Below are 17,334 nucleotides of genomic sequence, written 5' to 3' on the forward strand. Positions count from 1 at the left end.
CGTTGTTCTCCCGGAGTTGACTGTCCGTCACAGACTTCCAAGAATGCCTGTTTTTCCGCGCTCCGTCAAAACAAAGGCCGCGCTGGGCGCGGCCTTCGGGAATGCTTCACAGGGTCGGTCAGGCCGAGTCTCCGGCCTCGTCGGCCTCGTCGGCCTCGGCCTGCTTGGCCAGCTTGCGGGGCTCGTTCTTGCCGAAGAAGTAGGCCAGCCAGATGCCGATCTCGTAGAGGACGATCAGCGGCCCGGCCATGAGGGCCTGGGAGAAGGGGTCCGGCGGGGTCAGGGCCGCGCCCACCACAAAGGACATGAGAATTGCGTACTTGCGCTTCTTCCTCAGGCCCTCGGAGCTGACCACGCCCAGGCGCGCCAGGAAGAAGATCACCAGCGGCAGCTCGAAGGCGAAGCCGAAGGCGAAGAGCAGCTTGATGGCCAGGGACAGGTATTCCTTGACCGCGGGCAGCAGCTTGATGTGCTCGGTCTCGAAGCCCGCGAAGAATTCGAAGGCGATGGGGAAGACCTTGAAATAGCCGAACAGGGAGCCGCCCACGAAGAACAGGGCCGTGAACAGGGCGATGGGCACCACCCAGCGCCGCTCCTCCTTGTACAGCCCCGGGGCCACGAAGGCCCAGAACTGGTAGAAGATGAACGGGCTGGTGGCGAAGAAGCCGGCGATGGCCGCCAGCTTGATGTAGGTGATGAAGCCCTCGGCCAGGCCGGTGTAGACCAGATGCTCGCCCTCGCCGATGACGTCGGTGAGCGGAATGATGAGATAGCCGAACAGCTGCTCGGCGAAGGCGTAGCAGGCGCAGGTGCCCACCACGAAGGCCAGGGCCGCGCGCACCATGCGCACCCGAAGCTCGTCCAGGTGGTCCATGAGGCCCATCTCGGCGAGTTCGTCGTCCTCGGGCTGCTCCCCGTCCTCGGAGGATTCGGCGTCCTCGGCGGCCTCGTCGTCCACCGGGTCGGCTTCGACGACGTCCCCCTCCGGCCTTTCGGCCAGGGCGGTTTCCTCGTCCATCTCCGGGCTGGTCTTTTCTTCGTCGGTCATGGGCGCTCGCGCGGCTCTAAAGGGTTGTCGAGCAGGCCGCCCCAAAACAGCAATCTGCTGCGTTGCTGCGAAAAATTCAAACCCTCACGTACCGGGAGTACGCTTCGGTCTTGAATTTTTCTTGCGCCTTGCATCTCACTATTTTTCAACGGCCTGCGTAAAAGGACTTTTTGACAATCTGCTAGGCCTGCTTGGGCTCGGCGTCGGCGGCCGGGGCGGCCTCGGCCTCGACCACGGGGCCTTCCTCGCCCGCCGGGGCCTCGGCCCCGGCGGCGGGCTCGTCCTGGGCGGCCGGAGCCGCATCGGCTGAGGATGCCGCCTCCGCCTGGGCGGCGGCGTCCTCGGCCAAAAGCTCGCTCTTGGCCTTCTTGGTGCGCTCCTGGCGCTCCACGCGCTCCACCTCGGCGTCGATGGTGCGCTTCACATCACCGGTGACGCGCTTGAACTCGCCAAAGGCCTTGCCCAGGCTGCGCGCGATCTGCGGCAGCTTCCTGGGGCCGACCACCATGAGCGCCACCGCCATGATGACGAGCAGCTCCATTGTGCCGATTCCGAACATGGTGCACCTATGCTGACTATACGGGCCAAGGCCCGGGGATTATTCCCATTCGATGGTTCCCGGAGGCTTCGAGGAGATGTCGAAGACCACCCGGTTCACGCCCTTGACCTCGTTGATGATGCGGTTGGACATGCGCGCCAGCACTTCCGACGGCAGGCGGGTCCAGTCCGCCGTCATGGCGTCGAGGCTGTCCACCACGCGCAGGGCCACGACGTTCTCGTAGGTACGGCCATCACCCATAACCCCGACGGTCTTCAAGGGCAAGAGCACGGCGAAGCCCTGCCAGACCTTGCGGTACCAGTCGGCGGCGTGCAGTTCGGCCTGCACGATCTTGTCCGCGCGCCTGAGGATGTCCAGGCGCTCCTTGGTGATCTCGCCGATGATGCGGATGGCCAGGCCAGGCCCCGGGAAGGGGTGGCGCCAGATGATGGAATCGGGCAGGCCCAGCTCCATGGCCACGCGGCGCACCTCGTCCTTGAACAGCTCCCGCAGGGGCTCGACGAGCTTCAGGTTCATCTTCTCGGGCAGGCCGCCCACGTTGTGGTGGCTCTTGATGACCACGCTGGGGCCGCCCTTGAAGCTGATGGACTCGATGACGTCGGGGTACAGGGTGCCCTGGGCCAGGTATTTCACGTTCTTGATCTTGGCGGCCTCGCGGTCGAAGATCTCGATGAACTTGTAGCCGATGATCTTGCGCTTCTTCTCGGGGTCGTCCACGCCCGCCAGCTCGCCCAGGAACTCGTCCTGGGCCTGGACCCAGACGAGGTTCAGGTCGAAGTGCTCGCGCAGGTAGCCGATGACCTCCTCGCCCTCGTTCATCCTGAGCAGCCCGTTGTCCACGAAGATGCAGGTCAGGCGCTTGCCGATGGCCTTGTGCAGGAGCAGCGCCACCACCGTGGAGTCGATGCCGCCGGACAGGCCGCAGACCACATGCTCGTCCTCGCCGATCTTCTCGCGCAGTTCGGCCACGTTGGACTCCACGAAGGAACTCATGGTCCAGCCCGGGGTCAGCCCGGCCACCTTGAACAGGAAGTTGGAGAGGATCAGGCTGCCGTCGTCGGTATGCGCCACCTCGGGGTGGAACTGCAGGCAGTAGATCCTGCGCGCCGGGTCGCCCATGGCGGCCACTTCCACGCTCTCGGTGGAGGCCAGGACCTCGAAGCCCGGGGGCGTCGCGTCCACGTGGTCGCCGTGGGACATCCAGACGTTGTGCGCGCCGTTCATCTTGAGGCCCTGCCACAGGGGGCAGGTCTCCTGGGCGGCCACGGTGAGCTGGGCGCGGCCATATTCGCGGTCCGCGCTTGCGGTGATGCGCCCGCCCAGTTCCTGGGCCAGGAGCTGCATTCCGTAGCAGATGCCCAACACGGGCAGGCCCAGTTCCAGGACGCCCTGCTGCAGCGCGGGGGAATCCTCCTCCATGACGCTGGCCGGGCCTCCGGAAAGGATGATGGCCTGGGGGTCGCGGGCCTTGATCTCGTCCAGGGTCGCCTCGCAGGTCAGGATCTCGGAATAGACCCCCGCCTCGCGCACGCGTCGCGCGATGAGCTGGGTGTACTGGGACCCGTAGTCCAGGATGACGACGCTGTCTGTCTGTGACATGGCGTGTTGCCTCGCTCGCTTATGGTTGCCGGGCCGGGGCCCGGGCCGAATGGTGGACCTAGTAGGCGTCCACCCGGTAGTTGGGGGCTTCCTTGGTGATGATCACGTCGTGGACGTGGGACTCGCGCAGCCCGGCCGCGGATATCTGGGTGAACTGGGCCTTTTCCTTGAGCTCCTCGATGGTGCCGCAGCCCGTGTAGCCCATGCCCGAACGCAGGCCGCCCACCAGCTGGTAGATGCTGTCGGCCACGGAGCCCTTGTAGGGCACCCGGCCCACGATGCCCTCGGGCACCAGCTTCTTGGAGTCGTCGGAGAGCTTGCCCTGGTGCGTGGCCTGATGCACGGCCTGGTCCTTCTTGTCCTCCTCGGCCTGCTTCTCCTGGAAGTAGCGGTCCGAGCTGCCCTCGCGCATGGCGTCGATGGAACCCATGCCGCGATAGATCTTGTAGGTCCGGCCCTGGTAGAGGATGGTCTCGCCCGGGCTTTCCTCGGTGCCCGCGAACATGGAGCCCATCATGGCCGAGTCCGCGCCGGCGGCCAGGGCCTTGACCACGTCGCCGGAGAACTTGATGCCGCCGTCGGCGATGAGGCAGCGATCGGCCTCGTCGCAGGCCTTGCGGGCCTCCATCACGGCGGTGATCTGGGGCACGCCCACGCCGGCCACCACGCGGGTGGTGCAGATGGAGCCGGGGCCGATGCCCACCTTCACGGTGTCCGCCCCGGCCTTGATCAGCGCCTTGGCGCCGTCGTAGGTGGCCACGTTGCCCGCCACCAGGACCACATCGGGGAAGGCGGCCTTCACCGCGGCCACGGAGCGCAGGATGTTGGCGGAATGGCCGTGGGCCGAATCCAGGACCAGGAAGTCCACGCCCGCGCCGATGAGGGCGGCGGCGCGCTCGTCGCGGTCCTTGCCCACGCCGATGGCCGCGCCCACGCGCAGGCGGCCGTGGTCGTCCTTGCAGGCCATGGGATACTTCTTGATCTTTTCGATGTCCTTGATGGTCAGAAGGCCCTTGAGCGTGTTCTGATCGTCCACCACCAGGAGCTTCTCGATGCGGTGCTCGTGGAGCTGGGCCTTGGCCTGGTCCAGGGTGGTGCCCACGGGCACGGTGACCAGGTGGTCGGCGGTCATCACGTCGCGCACCAGGATGTCCGGGTCGCTGACGAAGCGCACGTCGCGGTTGGTGAGGATGCCCACCAGCCGGTCGCCCTTGACCACGGGCAGGCCGGAAATCCTGTACTGGGACATGACGGACAGGGCCTGGCCCACGGTGATGTCGGGTTCGATGGTCACGGGGTCCAGGATCATGCCGGACTCGGATTTCTTGACCTTCTCCACCTCCAGGCGCTGCTGCTCGATGCTCAGGTTCTTGTGGATGACGCCGGCGCCGCCCTGGCGGGCCATGGCGATGGCCATTTCGGCCTCGGTGACCGTGTCCATGGCCGCGCTGATGAGCGGGATGTTCAGGCGCAGCCCCGGGGCCAGCCAGGTGCTCACGTCCACCGCGTCGGGCAGCACTTCGGAATAGGCGGGCAACAGGAGCACGTCGTCGAAGGTCAGCCCCTTGTGTGCGATCTTGTCCATTGAATCTCTCTCCGTTGGCGGCTTGTCCATTCGTGCGTGCGTCGCCCGGCGATCAGTCCTCACCCAGGTACGCCGCCCGCACCTTGGGGTCCTTGAGGAGCTTGTCCGCCGGGCCTTCCATAATGACTTCGCCGGTGGCCAGCACGTAGGCCCTGTCGGCGACGGCCAGGGCCATCTGGGCGTTCTGCTCCACGAGCAGCACCGTGGTCCCGGCCGCGTTGATCTTTTCGATGACCTTGAAGATGTTCTCCACCACGATGGGCGCGAGCCCCAGGGACGGCTCGTCCAGGAGCAGCAGCTTGGGCCTGGCCATCAGCGCCCGGCCCATGGCCAGCATCTGCTGCTCGCCGCCGGACAGGGTGCCGCCGTGCTGCTTCCTGCGCTCCCTGAGCACCGGGAACAGGTCGTAGACCATGCGCTCGTCGCGGCGCACCTCGTCCTTGTCCCTGCGCAGGTAGGCGCCCATCAGCAGGTTCTCCTCCACCGTGAGCACGGGGAAAATCATACGGCCTTCGGGCACCTGCGTCACGCCCATGGCCACGATCCTGTCCGTGCTCATGCGGGTGATGTCCTCGCCCAGAAAGGCCACGCCGCCCTCCTTGGGCCGGGTCACGCCGGAGATGCTCATGAGCGTGGTGGACTTTCCGGCGCCGTTGGCCCCGATGAGGGTCACGATCTCGCCCTCGTTTATCGTGAGGGACACGCCCTTCAGGGCGTGGATGCTGCCGTAGTAGGTGTGGATGTTGTCGACCCTAAGCATTGGCCGCCCCCCTGCCGAGATAGGCCTCGATGACCTTGGGGTTCTCGCGGATCTCGGCGGGCAGGCCTTCGGCGATGAGCATGCCGTGGTCCAGGACCACGATGCGCTCGCAGATGGTCATGACCAGCTTCATGTCGTGCTCGATGAGCACCACGGTGACGCCCTCGCCCAGGATGTTGTGGATCAGGTCCACGAGCATCCTGGTCTCCTGGGGGTTCATGCCCGCTGCGGGCTCGTCCAGCATGATCAGCTTGGGCTCCGTGGCCAGGGCCCGGGCGATCTCCAGACGGCGCTGGTCCCCGTAGGACAGGCTGGAGGCGTCGTCCAGGGCCTTGCGTTCCAGGCCCACGAAGCTCAGCCAGCGCATGGACTTGTCCACGATCTCGGCCTCTTCGCGGCGCTGGGAGCGGCTGCGCAGCACAGCGCCCAGGAAGTTGGCCTTGGAGCGGCAGTGGCAGCCCAGGCGCACGTTGTCCAGGACCGTCAGGTCGTGGAACAGGCGGATGTTCTGGAAGGTCCGGGCGATGCCCAGCTTGGTCACGCGCTCGGGCTTGAAGCCGTTGGTCACCACCGGGTCGCCGCCGTCGCCGTCGAACACGATACGGCCGCCAGTGGGCTTGTAGACCCCGGCGATGCAGTTGAACATGGTGGTCTTGCCCGCGCCGTTGGGGCCGATGAGGCCCATGATCTCGCCGCGGCGCACCTCGAAATCCACCTCGGCCAGGGCCATGAGCCCGCCGAAGCGCTTGGTCACGCCGTCTATCTTAAGAATCGGTTCCACCGGCCGCTCCTTCTATCCCGTTGATTCGCTTCGCAAGGGCCACCAGCAGGGGATTGGACTTGCTGCTGGAGGCGATGGCCGGGAAGAACCCGGCGGGCTTGAAGCGCATGATCAGGACCATGACCAGGCCGTAGGCCAGGAAACGGACCTCCGGGGGCAGGCCGAGGGACGGCAGGAGCTCGCGCAGGACTTCGCCCAGGGAGACCAGGATCACCGCGCCCACCAGGGCGCCGCTGATGTTGCCCAGCCCGCCCAGGACCACCATGCAGAGCACCAGGAAGGATTCCCAGAACTTGAACATGTCCGGCGAGAGGAACAGGTGCCAGCGGGCGAAGAACGAACCGCCCAGGGCGCCGATGCCCGCGCTGATGGCGAAGGCGATGACCTTGTAGTTCAGGATGTTCACGCCGCAGCTGGACGCGGCCAGCGGGTCCTCGCGGATGGCGAACCAGGCCCGGCCCAGGCGCGAATCCTCCACCCTGCGCAGGATGAAGAAGACAACCAGGACCATGAGCACCGCGAGGTAGAAATACGGCACCTCGCCGTCGAACTCGAAGTACCAGTCCGGGTTCAGCCACTCGAAGTTGAAGGCGATGGGGTCGATGCCCGGCAGGCCCAGGGGGCCGCGCGTGAGCCAAATCTCGTTGGTCAGGAACAGGCAGACCAGCTCCGAGAACCCGAATGTCACGATGGCGAAGTAGTCGCCCGTGAGCCGTAATGTGGGCGCCCCGAGCAGGATGCCCCACAGGGCCCCGTTCAGGGCGGCCAGGGGCACGATGAACCAGAAGCTCATGCCGTAGTGGATGGTCAAGAGCCCCGAGGTGTAGGCCCCGATGCCGTAGAAGCCCACGAACCCGAGGTCCAAGAGGCCGCAGAACCCGGGCACGATGTTCAGGCCCATGGCCAGGACCATGTAGACCATTATCAGGGTCATGACGTGCAGCAGGTAGTCGTCGGAAAACGGCAGCAAGGGGTAGACCAGGGCCGCGACGGCCACGAGCGCGTATAATTTTTTCTGCATTGCGCCCTCCTACGCCTTGTCCGTCACGGACTTGCCGAGCAAGCCCGCGGGTTTGAAGAGGATCACCGCGATCATCACCGCGTAGGCCACGCCGTCGCGGTACAGGGACGAGACGTAGCCCGCGCCCATGGCCTCGGCCACGCCCAACACCACACCGCCCAGCATGGCCCCGGGCACGGAGCCGATGCCGCCGAGGACGGCGGCGGCGAAGGCCTTGACCCCCGCCACGTAGCCCATGGTGGGGTACAGGGTGTTGTAGTACACGCTGACCAGTATGCCCGCCATGGCGCCGAAGGCCGAGCCCAGGGCGAAGGTGAAGGAGATCACGAAATTGACGTTGATGCCCATGAGGGCGGCGGCGGTCTTGTTCTGGGCCAGGGCGCGCATGGCCGTGCCGATGCGGGTGCGGTTGATGATCCAGAACAGGCCGAACATCATGGTGATGGTGACCACGAAGATGAAGACCTGCAGCCAGGTCAGGTGCACGTCGCCCATCTGCAGGGCGGTCTCGTTGAGATAGGCGGGAACGGCCGACTGCACGAAGGGCATCGGGCGGCTGCCCCAGATGATCATGGCCAGGTTTTGCAGGAATATGGACATGCCGATGGCGGTGATGAGCGCCGCCAGGCGCGGGGCGTTGCGCAGGGGACGGTAGGCGATGATGTCCAAGATGATGCCGAAGCAGGCGCAGCAGGCCATGGCCATGACGATGGCCAGGTAGAACGGCGCCCCGAACACCGAGATGAACGTCACGCAGAGGAACGCGCCGAACATGTATATCTCGCCGTGGGCGAAGTTGATCAGCTCGATGACTCCGTAGACCATGGTGTAGCCCACGGCTATCAAGGCGTAGATCACGCCCAGGGTGAGTCCGTTGACGAGCTGTGGCAGGAACTGGTCTAGCAAGGGACTCTCCACGCGGATTGAGGGGTGGCGCGCACGGGTGCGGGCCCGTCAATCGTTTATAGGGCCTCGGCCCCGCCGAATCAATAATAAGAAACAGGCTGGGCACGCCCAGCCTGTTTCGACAGTCTTGTTCGAAAGCGGCCCTAGTCGAGCTGCTTGGCGGTGACGAAGGCGCCGTCCTTGACCATCTTCACGAAGGCGGGCTTCTGCGCGTCGCCATGCTCGTTGAAGTAGGTCAGCCCGGAAGCGCCCATGAAGCCCTTCTCCGGGGTGTTCATACCCGCGAGATAATCGCGGATCTTGGCGCGATCCGGCCCGGCCTTTTCGATGGCCTTGAGCAGGATGCCTGCGGCGTCATAAGCGTTGACGCTCATGTAGTCAACATCGCGCTTGTAGCGCTTCTCGAAATCGGCCAGGAACTTCTTGCCGATGTCGTTGGCGGCGTCGGGCAAAAACGGGGTGGTCAGGTAGGTGCCCTCGGAGGCGGCGCCGGCCAGCTTGATGTAGTCGGCGTTGTCCAGGCCGTCGGCGCCGAACTTCATGACCTCCATGCCCAGCTTGTGGGCCTGGTCGGCGATGAGCGCGCCCTCGTTGTAGTAGCCGGAGATGAAGATGCCTTCGGGGTTGCCGGCCTTCAATTTGGTCAGCTGCGGGGTGAAGTCGGTGGTGCCCTTCACGTAGGCTTCCTCGCCCACGACGCCCAGTTCCAGGGTCTTGGCCTTGGCCACGAAGGCCTCCTTGAGGCCGATGCCGTAGTCGTTGTTCTCATAGAACACGGCGACCTTCTTCAGGCCCAGGACCTTGCTGGCGTATCCGGCCAGGAACGCGCCCTGCAGGTCGTCGCGGTACACGTCGCGGAAGGACCAGACGAGGCCCTTGCGGTCCTTGTTCTGGTCCGAGATGGAGACGTTGGTGGCGGTGGGGGAGATGGCGGCGATGCCCTTGCGCACGTAGGTGGGCAGGGCGGCCAAGTGGGCCGAGGAGCAGAGATGGCCGACGATGCCGACGATATCCTTGTCGCGCACGATCTTGGTGGCCACGGTGGCGGCCTCCTTGGGATCGCACAACTCGTCCATCCAGACCACCTCGATCTGAGCGCCGTTCACGCCGCCGGCGGCGTTGACTTCCTCGACCTTCATCTCCACGCCGGCCTTGACGTTGTCGCCGTAGGCGGCGGCGGGCCCGGTGAAGGGCGAGGCGCAGGCGATCTTCACGGTCTTGGCAAACGCGGGAGCACTGACCAGCGCCAGCACGCATGCCAGCAACAGGGCTTTCCACCATCCGTTCCTCATGTCGAACCTCCACGGAAATGTTGCATGTTAAACGTGGGCCGCGCGACGTACCCAACTCATCAAAATGTCAGAAACAATACAAACAGTACCCATCCAGTCCCGACATCTTTCATCGCAGGGGAATTATCTGCCACGAAGGCCTTCTACTGTCAAACCATTCATCCATTTTGTAAAACTACCCATACTGTATCTTTTGCGCATTGCGCATACAAAAACGTCCACTAAAGCGAATTGCTTCAGTGGACGTTTGCATTTTTCGTGTTCCGAAACTCAATCCAGGGATTTCAGGGCCTCCCCGGCCTCGCGACGCAGATCCTCGTCCACTCCCGGGGCGTCGACCACGGCCTGGAAATGCCCGCGTCCCTTGGCCTTGTCGTCCAGGTAGTGCCCGTAGAGCACGCCCAGGTTGAAACGGGCCATGAGGTTGTCCGGCTCCAGGCCCAGGAGCAGCTCGAACTTGTCGGCGGCGTCGCGGTAGCGCTTGAGGTTGAACTCGCAGATGCCCATGAGGTTCAGCACCGAGGCGTTGCCCGGCTCCACCACCAGGGCGCGCGCCAGCAGCGACTCGGCCTTGTCCCAGGCCTGCATGCGCATGAACTGCTCGGCCAGGGTGTGCAGCACGTGCACGTCCTTGGGATTCTCGGCCAGCTTCTGCATCAACGCCGTGACCATGCCCATGGACGGGCCGTCGCCCTCCGCCTGGGCCGGGGGCGCGGAATGCTGCCTGGGCTGGACCACCAGGGAGGGGTTGCCCGCCCGCCAGGCCACGCTCCAGACCAGCATGGCCGCCAGCCCGGCGGCCACGGCCAGGGCCACGGCCTTGGCGCCCGTGGACAGGGCGGGCATGCCCGGGCTGGGGCGCGGGGTTCCGCTGGAAGATTTCCTAGTCATCGGCAAGCATCTCCATCTGGCGCACGCGGGCGGCGAGGGCCTTCTGGCGCGCGGCCAAGAGGGCCACGAAACCGCCGATGCCCAGCCACACGGCCACGTTGGCGGCCAAAAGATAGGTCTGGTAGTCCATGGTCGTCTCCTTGTCTGCAATGCGGCAGCCCCGTGGGCGGCCGCTTTTCAATTCCTTAATCGAGCCGTGAACGCGCGGCGGCCTCAAGGCGCTCCTCCATGTCCAGCTGCCGCGTGCGCAGGGCCGTGAGCGCCAGCCAGAGCAGGCCGAAGGCCCCCAGGCAGACGAACATGGCCGCGAGCATCTCGGGCTCCAGCCCGCCGCCCTGGCGCTTGAACACCGCCGGGTGGATGCTGCGCCACATGCGCGCGGACAAAAACACCAGGGGCACGTCCAGCACGGCCACCACGCCCACCACGGCCGTGACCACGGCCCGGCGCTCGCCGCCCAGGCCCGAGGCCCGCAGCACGAGATAGGCGCAGTACACGAACCACATCACCAGGGTGGTGGTCAGCCTGGGGTCCCAGGTCCACCACACGCCCCAGGACGCCCGGCCCCAGAGCATGCCCAGCACCAGGGTCGTCCCGGCGAAGACCACGCCCACCTCGCAGGCCGCTCCGCCCAGGTGGTCCCAGAACGGGCTGCGCCGCACCAGGAAGCCCACGCCCGCGACGCCCACCACCACGAAGCTGAACAGCGCCCACCAGGCCAGGGCGATGTGGGAATAAAAGATCTTCTGCACCGGCCCCATGGTGGCCTCCACGGGCGCGTAGAACCACACGAACCACTGCGCCGCGCACAGGGCCAGGGCCGCCGCCAGGGCCACGGGGGTGATCCAGTTCCTATTTGGCGCCATTGCCCACTCCCTTGGCGCCCGCCACGCGCTTGTCGCGGATGAGGATCCGCTTCTGGCCACTTTCCATTTCCTCGATTTCCATGTCGAAAAGCTGCATCGCCTTCACCAGCTCACTCAATTTCTCGTATCCGTAGTGCCGGGAGTCGAACGCCGACCAATACTTGCCGATCTGCCCGCCCACGGTGCTCAGCATGGCCCAGCCCTCGTCATTGGACGCGGCCTCCACGGCGGTGCGCATGGCCTGCACCAGCTTGGTGTCGCACTTCAGGTCCTTGGTGCCGACCTTCTGGACCACGCCGTCCTGGCGCTGGGCCTCCGCCCCGGCCTGCTGGCGGAACACCTCGGTGTACACGAACTTGTCGCACGACTTGACGAAGGGCTGGGGGGTCTTGCGCTCGCCGAACCCGTAGACCGTCATGCCCGACTCCCTGAGCCGCGTGGCCAAACGCGTGAAATCGCTGTCGCTGGAGACCAGGCAGAAGCCGTCGAAAGTATGGGAGTACAGCAGGTCCATGGCGTCGATGATCAGGGCGGAATCCGTGGCGTTCTTGCCCTTGGTGTAGGCGAACTGCTGGATGGGCTGGATGGCCTGCTCGTGGAGCACCTCCTTCCAGCCCTTCAAGGTATCCACGGTCCAGTCCCCGTAGGCCCGCTTGACGTTGGCCACGCCGTACTTGGCGATCTCCGCGAGCAGTTCGTCCACGATGCTGGCCTGCGCGTTGTCCGCGTCTATCAGGACCGCCAACTTGTCCGAGTCCGACATCCGATTACTCCTTATTCCTCGCCGCCGTACACAAAGGGGAACAAAAACAGCGCCGCGCCCGAGAACAGGGCGTCGAAGCCCACGGCCAGGCCCAGCCAGCCCGTGGCGTCCCCGGCCTCGCCGGCGAACAGGAACCCGAAGACCCGCACCCCGGCCATGAGCAGGGGCACCAGCAGCGGGAACAGGATCACCGTGAGCAGGCTCTCCTTGGCGGCCTGGCCCTGGGCCAGGGCCCCGAGGAGCGCGCCCAGGATGACCACGCCCCAGTCCACCAGGGCCAGGGCGGCCAGGGCCTGGAGCCAGTCCCCCCCCGCGCCCTGCCCCAGAAAAACCACGGCCGCGGGGAAGAACACCGCCTGGGCCACGAGGAGCAGCAGCCAGCCAGCCAGGGCCTTGCCCAGCCAGACCGCGTGCACGGGCATGGGCGCCAGGACCAGGGCCAGGCGCGTGCCGTTCTGCTCCTCCAGGGCGTAGAGGGTGTTGAAGATCAGCACCTGGGAGAACAGGCTGGCCAGCCAGAATATCCCGGCGGCGGCCTGGGGCGGGGTCAGCTCGCCCGTGGGCCGGGCCAGGCTGAACACGAAAATAAGGAGCAGCCCCAGGAGCACGGGCTGGGCCAGACCCACCCCGCCGGCCAGCACGATGCGCAGGTCCTTGCGCGCCAGGGTCAGGGACGCGCCGATCATGCGCCCTCCCCGGCCAGGGCCCCGGCGGGCTCGTATTCGGCCGCCGGGCCGAAGTAGCCGCAGGTCCTGTCCTCGATGGCGAAGACCTTGTCCGCCCGGGCCAGGTCCCCGGCCACGTCGTGGCTGATCCAGACCACGGCGGCCCCGCGCTCCCGGGCTGTGGCGATCTCGCGCCGCAGGACGTCCAGGGAACGGCGGTCCAGGCCCGTGCCCGGCTCGTCCAGGAACAGCAGGTCCGGCGCGCTCATGAAGGCCCGGGCCAGGGACAGGCGCTGGGCCATGCCCCGGGAGAAGCCGCCCGCCGCCTCGTAGGCCGCGCGCTTCAGGTCCACCCGCTCCAGGGCCGCCAAGAGGGCGTCCTCCCCGCAGTCCAGGCCGTAGAGCCGGGCCCAGAAGCGCAGGTTCTCCAGGGCCGAAAGCTTGGGATAGATGAAGGTCCTGTGGCCCACGAAACCGACCTTTTCGGGCGGCACGTCCATCTCCACCCGGCCCGCGCTGGGCCGCGAGAGCCCGGCCATGATCCTGAGCAGCGTGGACTTGCCCGCGCCGTTGGCCCCCACCAGAAGCAGCACGCAGCCCGGCTCCAGCTCCAGGGAGAGCTTCTTGAACACGAGCTTGGACCCGTAGAATTTGGACACGTCCGACAATCGGATCAACATCAGGCCTCCGGCGCAGCGCGCCTCGCGGAAATCCGGCTCCGGGCCGTTCCGGCCCAATACCGCATAATTCCTTCGGCTGCTAGCGCTTACGACCCACCGCGAACAGCGGGAACAGCGTCATGAGGGTCCCGCCGATCCAGATCCAGTTCACCAGGGGGTTCACCGAGAGCTTGAAGGACGCCGCCCCCTGCTCGTCGTGGCCCAGGACCGTGGAATAGATCTCGTCGCCCAGCGAGGGGATAACCGAGACTTCGGCGAAGGGCTGGTCGAAGTTGCGGAAGGCCCGGCGCTGGGGCTTCAGGCGGCCCACGGGCCTGCCGTCCTTCGTGACCTCCAGGTCGGCCTCGAACACGGCCATGGCCTGGGTGCTCTCCTGGTGGGAATCAACGAACTTGAACTCGTAGCCCCCGAGGCTGGCCGTGGCGCCCGGGGCCAGGACCACCTGCAGCTCCTGCTTGTAGGGCCCGGAAAAGGCCACGCCCAGGACCATCAGGGCCAGGCCCAGGTGCACGCCGTAGGCGCCCCAGGAGGCCTTGCTGCGGCGGGTGCCCGCGTCCGTGGCGAACAGGGCCGCGAAGCTCACCAGCCCGGCCGAGGCCGAGGTGGCCGCCACCAGGGGCAGGGGCTCGCGCACGCCCAGGGACCAGAAGATGCCCGCCAGGGGCACCACGGCCGCCGTGACCACCCAGAACATGCGCTTGTCCCTGAGCCCGCCCTTCCAGCCCAGCCAGGGGCAAAAGACCAGGAACACGGCGACGAGGGTGAACAGCGGCAGGCAGACCCGGTTGTAGAACCCCGCGTCCAGGCCCTGGGGATTCGGGCTCCAGATGTTGGAGATCACCGGCCACATGGTGCCCAGAAGCACCACCGCGCCCAGGGCCAGGAACAGCCACGCGGCCATGAGCAGGAAGCCCTGGCGCGAGACCAGTTCGTCCAGGGGCTTGGCGCTCTCGTCGCGGCCGAGCCAGGCCACCGCCGCGCCCACGGCGAGCATGCCCGCCATGAAGGCCAGCAGCGGCCCGCCCACCCCGCCGGAGCCGAAGGCGTGCAGGGAGTCGATGACCCCGCTGCGCACCAGGTAGGTGGCGAAAAAGCACAGCAACAGGGTCAGGACGATGAGCAGCACGTTGGTCCGGTGCAGGGCTCCCCTGCGGACCTGGATCACGGCGGTGTGCAGGAAGGCCGTGGCCGAGAGCCAGGGGATCAGGGAGGCGTTCTCCACCGGGTCCCAGGCCCAGTAGCCGCCCCAGCCCAGCTCCATGTAGGACCACCACGCGCCCAGCACGATGCCCGCCGTGAGGAACAGCCAGGCCGTCAGGCTCCAGTTGCGCCCGGCCGCGAGCCAGCCCTTGGAATCGCCCGAGACCCACACGGCCAGGGCCAGGCAGGCGGGCACGGTGAAGGCCGCGTAGCCGATGAACAGCAGCGGCGGATGGAAGATCATGCCCGGGTTGCGCAACAGCGGGTTCAGGCCGTTGCCCTCGGCGGGCGCGGGAGACAGGGTCAGGAAGGGGTTGGACGGACCGGCCAGGATGATCAGGAAAAAGGCCTGCACCGCGCAGTGGGTCAGCCAGAACCAGGCCTTGGCCTGGGGCGAGAGGTCGGCGTAGGTGCGCGTCTGGGCGAACAGGGCGCCCATGAGCGCCACGCACAGGGCCCAGAACAGGAAGGACCCGGCCTGCCCGGCCCAGAAGGCCGTGACCGCGTAGAACAGGGGCAGGAAGGAATCCGTGTACGAGGCCACGTACTGGAAGGAGAAGTCGCGCGCCACCAGGGCCCGCACCAGCACCGCCGAGGCCAGGGCCAGGAGCAGCAGGCTGCCCAGTTGGGCGGCCTCGGCCAGGCGGACGGGCTCCGAACGGCGCTTGGCCAGGCCCCAGGCGCAGGCCAGGCCGGGCCCCAGGGTGGTCAGCAGGGCCAGCACGAGGCACAAAAATCCGATCATCTGCATATGATACCCCTAAGAGCAAAGGCCGGGCCCAAGGCCCGGACAGCGGAAAACCGCGCGGGCGCTAGCCCTGCTGCGCCTTTTCCTCTTCGCGAATCTTCTTGTACTTGGAGGGACACTTGGTCATCAGGGTCTTGGCGGTGAACACGCCCGTGGACGGGGACAGGCCGCCCTCCACGATGACCTCGACGCCGGGCTTGAAGGTGTCGGGCACCGCGCCCGTGTAGGTGACCATGATGGACTGGGCGGCGTCGTCCTTGTCCACCAGGCGGAAGGTGACGCCCATGGTCCCGGGGCCTCCCTGGAGGTCCCTGGCGTCCACGGCGCCGAAGAGGCGGGCGCTGGAGAGCTTCCCGGGCTCTATGGCCAGCGCCTCGGAGACGTTGACGAAATACACGCTGTTTTCCGACACGCCGGAGAACAGCAGCCAGCCCAGCCCGCCGAGCAGCAGGCAGAGGGCAGCCACGTACACGCCTTTTCCGTTCTTCTTGTTGGCCATAATGATAACCTCTACCACATTATTGAAAAAACATCTTACGCAGACCGTTCACAAATAGTGAGATGCAAGGCGCAAGAAAAATTCAAGACCGAAGCGTACTCCCCGTACGTGAGGGTTTGAATTTTCGCAGCAGCGAAGCGACGCCGCAGATCGCTGTTTGTGGACGGTCTGCTACGCTTTTCTCACGCCGCGCGCCAGCTTTTCACGCTGTTCGCGCGCCAGCGCCCGGAGGTCCGCGACCTCGTCGGTTTCGTCCATGATTTCCTTGCCCAGGATCTCCTCCAGAACGTCCTCCAGGGAGACAACTCCGGCGACTCCACCCCACTCGTCCAGGACCACGAACAGATGCATTCGGGATTCCAAAAACGTAATCAGCACCTTATCCAGGGTCAAGGAGTCCAGCACGAACTTCACGGGCTTCATGAGGTCCGCCATGCGCACGTCGTCGCGGTCGTCGGCCAGGGCCCGCAGCACGTCGCGGCGGTAGACGATGCCCACGATCTCCTCGGGGTCCTCGTCGTACACGGGCACGCGGCTGTGGTGCCAGATGTCGTGCTCCGCCCTGGAGCGGGCCACAGTGAGGTCCGCGGGCAGGGAGAAGACCACCGTGCGCGGTGTCATGATCTCCCGGACCACCTTGCGGTCCAGGCCCAGGACGCCCTTGATGGCCATTTCCTCGTAGGGCTTGAGAACCCCGGAGCGGCGCGTCATGGTGGCCAGGGCGGTGATGTCCTCCTCGGTGTGGTGCGGGGCGCCCTTCTTGCGCTGCACCAGCCCGGAAACCAGACCCAGCAGCGCCACCAGGGGCGAGAGCACCCAGACCAGGGCGCGCATGGGCTGCGCCAGGAACGGGGCCAGACCGCGCGTGTACATCACGCCCATGGTCTTGGGCAGGATTTCCGAGAACACCAGGATGACCACGGTGAAGGCCACGGTGAACACGCCCAGGGCATCCTGGCCGAAGAGCCGCGCGGCGGCGGCCCCGGCGATGGCCGCCCCGGCCGTGTTGGCGATGGTGTTCAGAGAGAGGATGGCCGCGATGGGCTTCTCCACGTCCGTGCGCAGGGCGTAGAGGATGTTGCCCGAGGCCTTGCCTTCCTTGCGCAGCTGCTCGATGCGGCTCCAGGGCACGGAATAGAGCACGGCCTCGGCCACGGAACAAAAGGCCGACACGCCGACGGCCAGGCCCACGGCGAGAATCAGGTCCAGCATGGCCCGGGATACCTCGAGAGGAAAAGGGAAACAGGACCGTCGCCGCCCCGGCCAATGCCGGGGGGAACCGGGTCGTATGGTTCGTCCGATACGCGTTGGTGCATGAGTCCTCGCGTTCCATCTACCAAAGGCCCACCCCCCGCGCAAGAGACAAAATTTGCACAACCCGCCGCGCTGCGGGCCTCCGCACCGCCGGGCGTCCCCTCCCGGCCTTGACGAAGGGCCACATCTTGCCTCACAAAGGGACCCGGATCGGAAC

The 17,334-nt window shown here is 66.3% G+C and carries 18 protein-coding genes; all 18 read right to left on the minus strand.

Annotated features, from left to right (window positions below; translation table 11 throughout):
* Positions 1-118: 118 nt before the first annotated feature.
* On the minus strand, positions 119-883 hold the full coding sequence (tatC, locus tag ACYYG1_RS12975) for a twin-arginine translocase subunit TatC (RefSeq protein WP_487247197.1): 765 nt from the start codon (positions 881-883) through the stop codon (positions 119-121).
* A gap of 346 nt (positions 884-1,229) precedes the next feature.
* The gene (locus ACYYG1_RS12980) at positions 1,230-1,589 is read right to left on the minus strand and encodes a twin-arginine translocase TatA/TatE family subunit (RefSeq protein WP_461210748.1); all 360 of its coding nucleotides are present in this window, start codon (positions 1,587-1,589) and stop codon (positions 1,230-1,232) included.
* A 57-nt stretch (positions 1,590-1,646) separates the two neighbouring features.
* A complete protein-coding gene (guaA, locus tag ACYYG1_RS12985; RefSeq protein WP_461210749.1) occupies positions 1,647-3,206 on the minus strand; it encodes a glutamine-hydrolyzing GMP synthase in 1,560 nt (519 codons plus the stop codon).
* Positions 3,207-3,264: 58 nt separating this feature from the next.
* A complete protein-coding gene (gene guaB / locus ACYYG1_RS12990; protein ID WP_461210750.1) occupies positions 3,265-4,791 on the minus strand; it encodes an IMP dehydrogenase in 1,527 nt (508 codons plus the stop codon).
* A 52-nt stretch (positions 4,792-4,843) separates the two neighbouring features.
* On the minus strand, positions 4,844-5,551 hold the full coding sequence (locus tag ACYYG1_RS12995) for an ABC transporter ATP-binding protein (RefSeq protein ID WP_461210751.1): 708 nt from the start codon (positions 5,549-5,551) through the stop codon (positions 4,844-4,846).
* A complete protein-coding gene (locus tag ACYYG1_RS13000) occupies positions 5,544-6,332 on the minus strand; it encodes an ABC transporter ATP-binding protein (RefSeq protein WP_461210752.1) in 789 nt (262 codons plus the stop codon). The genes ACYYG1_RS12995 and ACYYG1_RS13000 overlap by 8 nt, the downstream gene beginning before the upstream one ends.
* Entirely contained in the window at positions 6,316-7,353 is a 1,038-nt protein-coding gene (locus ACYYG1_RS13005; RefSeq protein ID WP_461210753.1) for a branched-chain amino acid ABC transporter permease, read from the minus strand. Before ACYYG1_RS13005 ends, ACYYG1_RS13000 begins: the two co-directional genes overlap by 17 nt.
* 9 nt (positions 7,354-7,362) lie before the next feature.
* The gene (locus ACYYG1_RS13010; RefSeq protein ID WP_461210754.1) at positions 7,363-8,259 is read right to left on the minus strand and encodes a branched-chain amino acid ABC transporter permease; all 897 of its coding nucleotides are present in this window, start codon (positions 8,257-8,259) and stop codon (positions 7,363-7,365) included.
* Positions 8,260-8,402: 143 nt separating this feature from the next.
* The gene (locus tag ACYYG1_RS13015) at positions 8,403-9,551 is read right to left on the minus strand and encodes an ABC transporter substrate-binding protein (protein WP_461210755.1); all 1,149 of its coding nucleotides are present in this window, start codon (positions 9,549-9,551) and stop codon (positions 8,403-8,405) included.
* Between the two features lie 270 nt (positions 9,552-9,821).
* The gene (locus ACYYG1_RS13020; protein ID WP_461210756.1) at positions 9,822-10,442 is read right to left on the minus strand and encodes a tetratricopeptide repeat protein; all 621 of its coding nucleotides are present in this window, start codon (positions 10,440-10,442) and stop codon (positions 9,822-9,824) included.
* Positions 10,435-10,572, minus strand: coding sequence for a CcmD family protein (locus tag ACYYG1_RS13025; RefSeq protein ID WP_461210757.1), 138 nt, complete (start codon positions 10,570-10,572; stop codon positions 10,435-10,437). Before ACYYG1_RS13025 ends, ACYYG1_RS13020 begins: the two co-directional genes overlap by 8 nt.
* Before the next feature lie 55 nt (positions 10,573-10,627).
* Entirely contained in the window at positions 10,628-11,308 is a 681-nt protein-coding gene (ccsA, locus tag ACYYG1_RS13030; RefSeq protein ID WP_461210758.1) for a cytochrome c biogenesis protein CcsA, read from the minus strand.
* Entirely contained in the window at positions 11,295-12,071 is a 777-nt protein-coding gene (locus tag ACYYG1_RS13035; protein WP_461210759.1) for an NYN domain-containing protein, read from the minus strand. Before ACYYG1_RS13035 ends, ccsA begins: the two co-directional genes overlap by 14 nt.
* An 11-nt stretch (positions 12,072-12,082) precedes the next feature.
* A complete protein-coding gene (locus ACYYG1_RS13040) occupies positions 12,083-12,757 on the minus strand; it encodes a heme exporter protein CcmB (protein ID WP_461210760.1) in 675 nt (224 codons plus the stop codon).
* A complete protein-coding gene (locus tag ACYYG1_RS13045) occupies positions 12,754-13,416 on the minus strand; it encodes an ABC transporter ATP-binding protein (RefSeq protein WP_461210761.1) in 663 nt (220 codons plus the stop codon). Before ACYYG1_RS13045 ends, ACYYG1_RS13040 begins: the two co-directional genes overlap by 4 nt.
* Before the next feature lie 79 nt (positions 13,417-13,495).
* Positions 13,496-15,367: a heme lyase CcmF/NrfE family subunit gene (locus ACYYG1_RS13050; protein ID WP_461210762.1), complete on the minus strand. Its 1,872-nt coding sequence runs from the start codon at positions 15,365-15,367 to the stop codon at positions 13,496-13,498.
* Positions 15,368-15,428: 61 nt separating this feature from the next.
* Positions 15,429-15,863: a cytochrome c maturation protein CcmE gene (locus tag ACYYG1_RS13055; RefSeq protein WP_461210763.1), complete on the minus strand. Its 435-nt coding sequence runs from the start codon at positions 15,861-15,863 to the stop codon at positions 15,429-15,431.
* A gap of 171 nt (positions 15,864-16,034) precedes the next feature.
* The gene (locus ACYYG1_RS13060) at positions 16,035-17,075 is read right to left on the minus strand and encodes a hemolysin family protein (RefSeq protein WP_461210764.1); all 1,041 of its coding nucleotides are present in this window, start codon (positions 17,073-17,075) and stop codon (positions 16,035-16,037) included.
* Positions 17,076-17,334 lie beyond the last annotated feature (259 nt).

Source organism: Desulfocurvus sp. DL1XJH-121, assembly GCF_054819825.1.